The 6,795-nt window shown below is 63.8% G+C and carries 8 protein-coding genes and 1 pseudogene; 5 read left to right on the top strand and 4 right to left on the bottom strand.

The features are described 5' to 3' along the window. Nucleotides 1-963: molybdopterin-dependent oxidoreductase (locus F6S12_RS28755; protein ID WP_315869618.1), on the bottom strand; the 963-nt coding region annotated here is incomplete at its 3' end. Between the two features lie 456 nt (nucleotides 964-1,419). Here F6S12_RS28755 and moaA point away from each other — a divergent pair. From moaA to moaE, 5 genes are read left to right on the top strand one after another with little or no spacing between them, the layout of a single operon-like run. Then, nucleotides 1,420-2,418 carry a GTP 3',8-cyclase MoaA gene (gene moaA, locus F6S12_RS28760; protein WP_041752364.1) on the top strand — a complete coding sequence of 333 codons (999 nt, stop codon included), beginning with the start codon at nucleotides 1,420-1,422 and terminating at the stop codon, nucleotides 2,416-2,418. 45 nt (nucleotides 2,419-2,463) lie between these two features. After that, nucleotides 2,464-3,363, top strand: a complete 900-nt coding sequence (locus F6S12_RS28765) for a bestrophin family protein (protein WP_011062003.1) — start codon at nucleotides 2,464-2,466, stop codon at nucleotides 3,361-3,363. Between the two features lie 26 nt (nucleotides 3,364-3,389). Next, the gene (moaC, locus tag F6S12_RS28770) at nucleotides 3,390-3,872 is read left to right on the top strand and encodes a cyclic pyranopterin monophosphate synthase MoaC (protein ID WP_036996513.1); all 483 of its coding nucleotides are present in this window, start codon (nucleotides 3,390-3,392) and stop codon (nucleotides 3,870-3,872) included. Further along, entirely contained in the window at nucleotides 3,869-4,120 is a 252-nt protein-coding gene (moaD, locus tag F6S12_RS28775) for a molybdopterin converting factor subunit 1 (protein WP_011062001.1), read from the top strand. The genes moaC and moaD overlap by 4 nt, the downstream gene beginning before the upstream one ends. Nucleotides 4,121-4,122: 2 nt before the next feature. Beyond that, the gene (gene moaE / locus F6S12_RS28780) at nucleotides 4,123-4,581 is read left to right on the top strand and encodes a molybdopterin synthase catalytic subunit MoaE (RefSeq protein WP_315869619.1); all 459 of its coding nucleotides are present in this window, start codon (nucleotides 4,123-4,125) and stop codon (nucleotides 4,579-4,581) included. A gap of 72 nt (nucleotides 4,582-4,653) precedes the next feature. On the opposite strand, the gene fdhD is transcribed toward moaE, so the two are convergent. The 3 genes and pseudogenes from fdhD to F6S12_RS28795 form a co-directional block, all read right to left on the bottom strand. After that, nucleotides 4,654-5,481 (bottom strand): formate dehydrogenase accessory sulfurtransferase FdhD, encoded by an 828-nt coding sequence (fdhD, locus tag F6S12_RS28785; protein ID WP_015636137.1) that lies wholly within the window; start codon nucleotides 5,479-5,481, stop codon nucleotides 4,654-4,656. 58 nt (nucleotides 5,482-5,539) lie between these two features. Beyond that, entirely contained in the window at nucleotides 5,540-6,430 is an 891-nt protein-coding gene (locus tag F6S12_RS28790; protein ID WP_011061998.1) for a LysR family transcriptional regulator, read from the bottom strand. 109 nt (nucleotides 6,431-6,539) lie between these two features. Then, nucleotides 6,540-6,795: pseudogene (locus F6S12_RS28795) on the bottom strand (molybdenum cofactor guanylyltransferase MobA); the annotation flags it as partial.

Consider the following 6,795-nt stretch of genomic DNA (forward strand, 5'->3'; position numbering starts at 1 on the left):
GGTGTGTTCGGCGATGAAGGCCCGGTCGAACACCGCTTCGCCATTGTTGGCCAGGGCCTCGCGCTCCCAGCGCAGGAGGAACTTGGCGATGCCGCGAAAGGCCGCCATGTCGCCGCCCAGGGCCGGGCGGAAGTAGGCCGAGGAGGTGGGCTCGGAGCCGTTGGTGAGCATCTCCAGCGGGTGCTGGGGGTGCTGGAAGCGTTCCAGGCCACGTTCCTTGAGCGGGTTGAAGCAGATCACCTGGGCACCGCGTTTCACCGCTTCGCGCAGTGGCTCGAGCATCCGCGGGTGGTTGGTGCCGGGGTTCTGGCCGATGACGAAGATCGCGTCGGCCTGTTCCAGGTCATGGAACACCACCGTGCCCTTGCCCACGCCGACGCTTTCGAACATACCCACGGCACTGGCCTCGTGGCACATGTTGGAGCAGTCGGGGAAGTTGTTGGTGCCATAGGCGCGCACGAACAGTTGGTACAGGTAGGCCGCCTCGTTGCTGGCCCGGCCGGAGGTGTAGAACTCCGCCTGGTTGGGCGAGTCCAGGCCCTTGAGGTGGCTGGCAATCAGGTCGAAGGCTTCGTCCCAGGTGGTTTCCACATAGCGGTCCTGGGTGGCGTCATAGCGCATGGGGTGGGTCAGGCGGCCCTGGTACTCGAGCCAGTAGTCGCTCTGCGCGGCCAGGGCCGAGACCGTGTATTTGTTGAAGAAGGCCGGGTTCACCAGGCGCCCGGTGGCTTCCCAGTTGACCGCCTTGGCGCCGTTCTCGCAGAACTTGACCATGCCATTTTCCGGCGACTCGCCCCAGGCGCAGCCGGGGCAGTCGAAGCCGCCGTTCTGGTTGGTCTTGAGCATGGCGCGGATGTTCTTGAAGGCATTCTCGCTGCCCAGCCAGTTCTTGGTCACTGCGATCAGCGCCCCCCAACCGGCAGCGGCGCCCTTGTAGGGTTTGTATCGATCAACTTCGCTCATGATATTTCTCCAATACAGCGCACGCAGGCAACCGGCCGACATTGAATCGATGTCAGTGATTGTTTGACTGCACAGGCTAAATGCGGTTGTTGTGAACTTGTTTGAGTTCGGTATTGCTTATTGGCGTGGAGTAACTTTCAGGGCTCGTTATATGGGCCACGAATAAAGCCTATTCGTCACCCGTGGCCGCTGTCTAATCGCAATTAATGACCGGCTGATCGAAAGCCTCTATCACCGTTAAAAACCTATATATATCAACTGGTTGATTGTTTGTTTCGGTCTTTGTGGGAAGCGATTTGAGGAGCGATAGATTGTATTGATCAGCCAGTTGTTAATAGCGATTGGACGGGGCTTTTAATGGCTTTTAATCTTGCCGCCAATAACACCTTCCGCATGTGCTTGTGTGGAAGAACTTCAACTAATCGCGATGGATTCCCACCGTCGAAAGAGGCTCGGATGTCAGATCAGGTATTGCTCGATGGCTTCGCTCGGCGGGTCGACTATCTGCGCATGTCGGTGACCGACCGCTGCGATTTCCGCTGTGTGTATTGCATGGCCGAGGACATGCAGTTCCTGCCGCGCCAACGCATTCTTACCCTGGAGGAGCTGTACCAGCTGGCCGAACGTTTCGTGGCCCTGGGCACCCGCAAGATCCGCCTCACTGGCGGCGAGCCGCTGATCCGCCCCGGGGTGGTCCAGCTGTGCCGGGACATTGCCCGGCTGCCCGGGCTGCGGGAGCTGTGCATGACCACCAACGGCTCGCAACTGGGCAAGCTGGCCGCGCCGTTGTTCGACGCCGGGGTCAAGCGCCTGAACATCAGCCTCGACAGCCTGGACCCGACCCTGTTTCGCCAGCTGACCCGCACCGGCGAGCTGGGCCAGGTGGTCGCCGGCATCGACGCGGCGATTGCCGCCGGCTTTGAGCGCACCAAGCTCAACTGTGTGGTGATGAAGGGGCGCAACGACCAGCAGATCAACGAGCTGGTGGCCTTTGCCATCGACCGCGGCCTGGATATCTCCTTTATCGAGGAAATGCCCCTGGGCACCATCAGCGAACACAGCCGCAGCGATGCGTTCTTTTCCAGTGCCCGGGTTCGCGAGCGGATCGCCGAGCGCTACACCCTGATCGAGTCCGCCGAGTCGACCCAGGGCCCGTCGCGCTACTGGCGCCTGGCCGAGGCGCCGCACATTCGCCTGGGGTTCATCTCGCCCCACAGCCACAACTTCTGCGGCACCTGCAACCGCGTGCGCCTGACCGTCGAAGGCCGCTTGCTGCTGTGCCTGGGCAACGAGCACTCGGTGGACCTCAAGGCCGTGCTGCGCGCTCACCCCGGCGATACCGGGCGCCTGCAGCGGGCCATAGTCGAGGCGATGAAGCTCAAGCCCTACAGCCATCACTTCGAACTCAACGACGAGGTGCAGGTGGTGCGCTTCATGAACATGACCGGCGGCTGAACCGCTGCTCATCACGGCTTTTCATTGTGCAAAGGTTCTACCCCGATGATCGTCAGATCCAAACCCAACCTGATCAGCGTGCTGATTTCCCTCAAGGGGTCGATTGCCAAGCGCATCGCCCTGCGCAGCCTGCTGGTGACCCTGCTGGCCTCGGCCATCGTGCTGATCGAGACCTTGCACCCGGCGTATTTCTCCAAGGTCAATGCCACCCCGTTCACCTTGCTCGGCCTGTCGCTGTCGATCTTCATGAGCTTTCGCAACAACGCCTGCTACGACCGCTGGTACGAAGCGCGCAAGGCCCTGGGCACGGTGGTGACCGAGGTGCGCTCGATGATCCGCGAAACCCAGGTGCTTGAAGACACCCGGGCGCGCAGCGCGATCCTGCGTGACCTGTGCGGTTTCGCCCATGCCCTCAAGGCCCGGCTGCGCCGCGAAGATGAACTGAGCGCTGCCGAAACCTGGCTCAGCCAGTTGCCGCCGGCAAGCACCAGCAACCTGCCGGACAGCCTGCTGCGCCAGATCGCGCGCCAGTGTTCGGACCAGGCCCAGGCGGGGCGGCTCAGCGAATGGCGCTACCTGCTGCTGGCCAATCAACTGGCGGCCATCACCGGCGCGCAATCCACCTGCGAGCGGATCAAGGCCACGCCGCTGCCGTTTCCCTACACGTTGCTGCTGCACCGCACCAGCTACATGTTCTGCATCCTCCTGCCCTTTGCCATGGCCGAGCCCCTGGGCTGGCTGACGCCGATCTTCACCGCCATCGTCAGCTACACCTTCTTCGGCCTGGACGCCATTGGCGACGAGCTGGAAGACCCCTTCGGCCACGACGAGAACGACCTGCCGCTGAGCGCCATCGTGCGCAACATCGAGCGCGAGATTCTCGAAGCCCTGGGGGCCACCGAACTGCCGCCGGCGCTGGAGCCGGTGGACTATGTCCTGAGCTGATCCACTGTTGTTATCCGAGGTTGCACATGAATGAACTCACTCACCTGGACGACCAGGGCCGGGCCAGCATGGTGGATGTCACCTGCAAGGCCGCTACCGAACGCGAGGCCCAGGCTCGGGCCTGGGTGCGCATGCTCCCGGCCACCCTGCAACTGATCCAGGACCAGGGGCATCCCAAGGGCGATGTGTTCGCCGTGGCGCGCATCGCCGGGATCATGGCGGCAAAGAAGACCCACGAACTGATCCCCCTGTGCCACCCGTTGCTGCTCACCGGGATCCACATCGAACTGCAGGCACTGCCGCCGGACCGGGTGCAGATCACCAGTTGCTGCCGGCTCAACGGCGCCACCGGGGTCGAGCTGGAAGCCATGACCGCCGCCAGCGTGGCGGCGCTGACGATCTATGACATGTGCAAGGCGGTGGACCGCGCCATGGTCATCGAAGGGCTGCACCTGCTGAAGAAGCAGGGCGGCAAGTCCGGCACCTTTATCGCAGGAGAGGCCCGATGATTCTGGTCAACTACTTTGCCCGCTACCGTGAGCAACTGGGCTGCGGTGGCGAGAAACTGCCCCTGGATGCCAGCCTGCGCACCGTCGAGGACCTGCGCCAGCGGCTGATGGCCCGGGGTGAAACCTGGGCGCAGGTGCTGGGGGAGAACAGCCTGATGTGCGCGCTGAACCAGGAACTGTGCAAGCTCGATGCGGCCATCGAGGACTTCGATGAAATCGCCTTCTTTCCGCAAGTGACCGGGGGCTGAGCATGAGCATCCAGGTGCAGACCCAGGCGTTGAGCCTCGACCAGCTGAATGCCGGCTTGCAGGCCGGCGACGCCAGCGTCGGCGGCGTGGTGACCTTTGTCGGTTATGTGCGCGATCTCAACCTGGGGGAGGTGGTGCACAGCCTGTTTCTTGAACACTACCCGGGCATGACCGAGCGCTCGCTGCAGCGCATCGTGGAGCAGGCCCAGGCGCGCTGGCCGCTGAACCGGGTGAGCCTGGTGCACCGGGTGGGGTTGCTGCAGGTGGGTGAGCCCATCGTCTTTGTCGGGGTGGCCAGCGCCCATCGCCAAGCGGCCTTCGAGGCTTGCGCCTTCATCATGGATTACCTCAAGACCCGCGCCCCGTTCTGGAAACGCGAAGTCACCCCGGCCGGCGAACGCTGGATCGACGGCCGCGAGAGCGACCGGCAGGCGGCCGAACGTTGGGGTGTAGAACGTTGAGCTTATGCCGCTGACAGAGGCTTGAGGGAAGGGGCTAGCCACGCCGGATGCATGTCATCCGGCGTGGTGCATTTACACCGGGCTGTAGATACGTGGGGCGTTGCGGTGGGGGACGTGGATCAGGTTCAGGCGATGCTTGTTGGCCCATTGCACGGTGAGTGCGGTCGGCGCCGAGAGGCTGACCAGGGTACCGAGGCGGGCGCGCACGGCCTTGTGGATCAGTTCCAGGCTGCAACGGCTGGTGACCACGGTGAAGCCCCGGCTGCCATCGATCCCGGCCTGCAGCAGCGCGCCAATCAGCTTGTCCAGGGCGTTGTGGCGGCCGATGTCTTCCTGGCACAGGCGCACCTCGCCCTGTTCGTCGAAGTACAGCGCCGCATGCAGGGCACCGCTGCTGCGGGCCATGTGCTGGGCCTGTTCGATGCGCTCGCGCAGGCCCTGCAGGTGTTCGGCAGGTGGCAGGGCCGCGGGTTCGAGGATCTGCAGTTGCGGCAGCGCCTGTTCCAGGGCCTCCACTCCGCACAGGCCACAGCCGCTGGTGCCGGCCATTTGCCGGCGATGGTCCTTGAGGGCCCAGAACGCCCGGCTGGAAATTTCCACGTCGGCCTGGCAGGCCTGGGGGAAGTGGCTGAGGCGGATGTCGTAGATTTCGCCGAGGTCATTGACGATGTCGTTGGTAATGCTGAAGCCGCGAATGAAGTCTTCCAGGTTGCCCGGAGACACCATCATCACCGCCTGGCTCAGGCCGTTGTAGGTGATCGCCAGGGCGATCTCGGCGGCCAGCGGCGCCTCGGCCATCGGGCCGTCGGCGCTGTACTCGCGATAGGCCACCCGCTGCGGCGCCGGCGCCGGCGCATTGGCCTCGGGTTGTTGCTCCGTTTGTTCGATCCGGCAAACCATGACCACACCTCGTTGCATTCGATTCGCCCAGGGCCATGGGCGGCCCTGGGGCATTGATTCACTCTTTGATCGCAAACAGCTTCTTGGCTTCGGCGAAGCACTTTTCGGCAATCGCCGAGCGCGGCTCGGTCTTGCGCATCACCAGCCCCAGTGGCGCCAGCACGCTGGCATCCGGCAGTTGGATAAAGGCCAGGTTCTCGATGGGCGAATCCAGGCCGCTGTCCAGGGGCATGATCGAGCAGCAGAAGCCTTCGTGGATCGCCTGGAACAGCTGGTAGGTGGAGTCGCTTTCCAGGATCGGCTGCGGGTTCAGGCCGCGGCTGCGAAAGCTCAGGTCGATGGACTTGCGATAGTGCATGCCGGTGCTGAGCATGCCCAGCGGCAGTTCGGCGGCGTCCTCCCAGCTCATCTCGGTGCCTTCGAAATGAAAGTGCCGGGTGTCGTAGAGCAGGCCGACCCGGGTCTCGCCGATCTCGAAGAAGTCCAGATAGTTGGGGTTGACGTGGTCCAGGTAGCAGACCCCCAGGTCCAGCTGGTTGTTGCCGATGTCCTCGATGATCCGGTCGGAGCTCATGGACGACAGGCTGAACTGCAGTTCCGGGAAGCTCGACGATAGCTGCTGCACGTAGCTGATGGGGTTGAAGCCGCTCAGCGGTACCAGCCCCAGGCGCAGCTTGCCCACCAGTTGCCCGCGGCAGGCAGCGGCTTCGGCGAACAGCCCGTCATGGGCTGCCAGCAGGGTCTTGGCCCAGGCCAGCACCCGCTCGCCGGCTTCGGTGAAGCCTTCGAAGCGCTGGCCACGGGTGACCAGGATCAGGTCCAGTTCATCCTCAAGATTGCGCAGGCGCATGGACAGGGTCGGCTGGGTGATATGGCAGCGCGCGGCGGCCTGGCCAAAGTGCCGGGTCTGCTCCAGGGCGATCAGAAACTTGAGTTGCTTGATGTCCACGGTGGCACCTGTTGTGGGAAAAGTCGGGTTCAGTAATAACGCAGGTGTTGCGCCCATGAAAAGGCCTGGGGCCTTGCCCGGTCGCGCCCTTGGGCACCTCCGGCGGTGTTCAGGCCAGGGGCTTGGGGCCTGCTTCAGACAGTAGTTCAGGGGTATTGAAGTTGCTCAGCCGCGGATCGTCCGCGGCGCAGGGCAGGGGCCTCAGCCCATGGGCGGCCAGGGCCCGCAGCAGGCTGCGCTCGCCGTTGTCCCAGGCCTGGCGCAGGTCACCCAGCAGCGCCGTGGGGATCAGGCTGAACATGGGTTGCCATTGCCCGGCCTGCTGCACCATCACCGGCCTGGTGTCGTTGCCGCGGGCATCCAGC

Origin of the sequence: Pseudomonas sp. JV245A (assembly GCF_032424515.1) — a bacterium.
Lineage (GTDB): Bacteria > Pseudomonadota > Gammaproteobacteria > Pseudomonadales > Pseudomonadaceae > Aquipseudomonas > Aquipseudomonas protegens.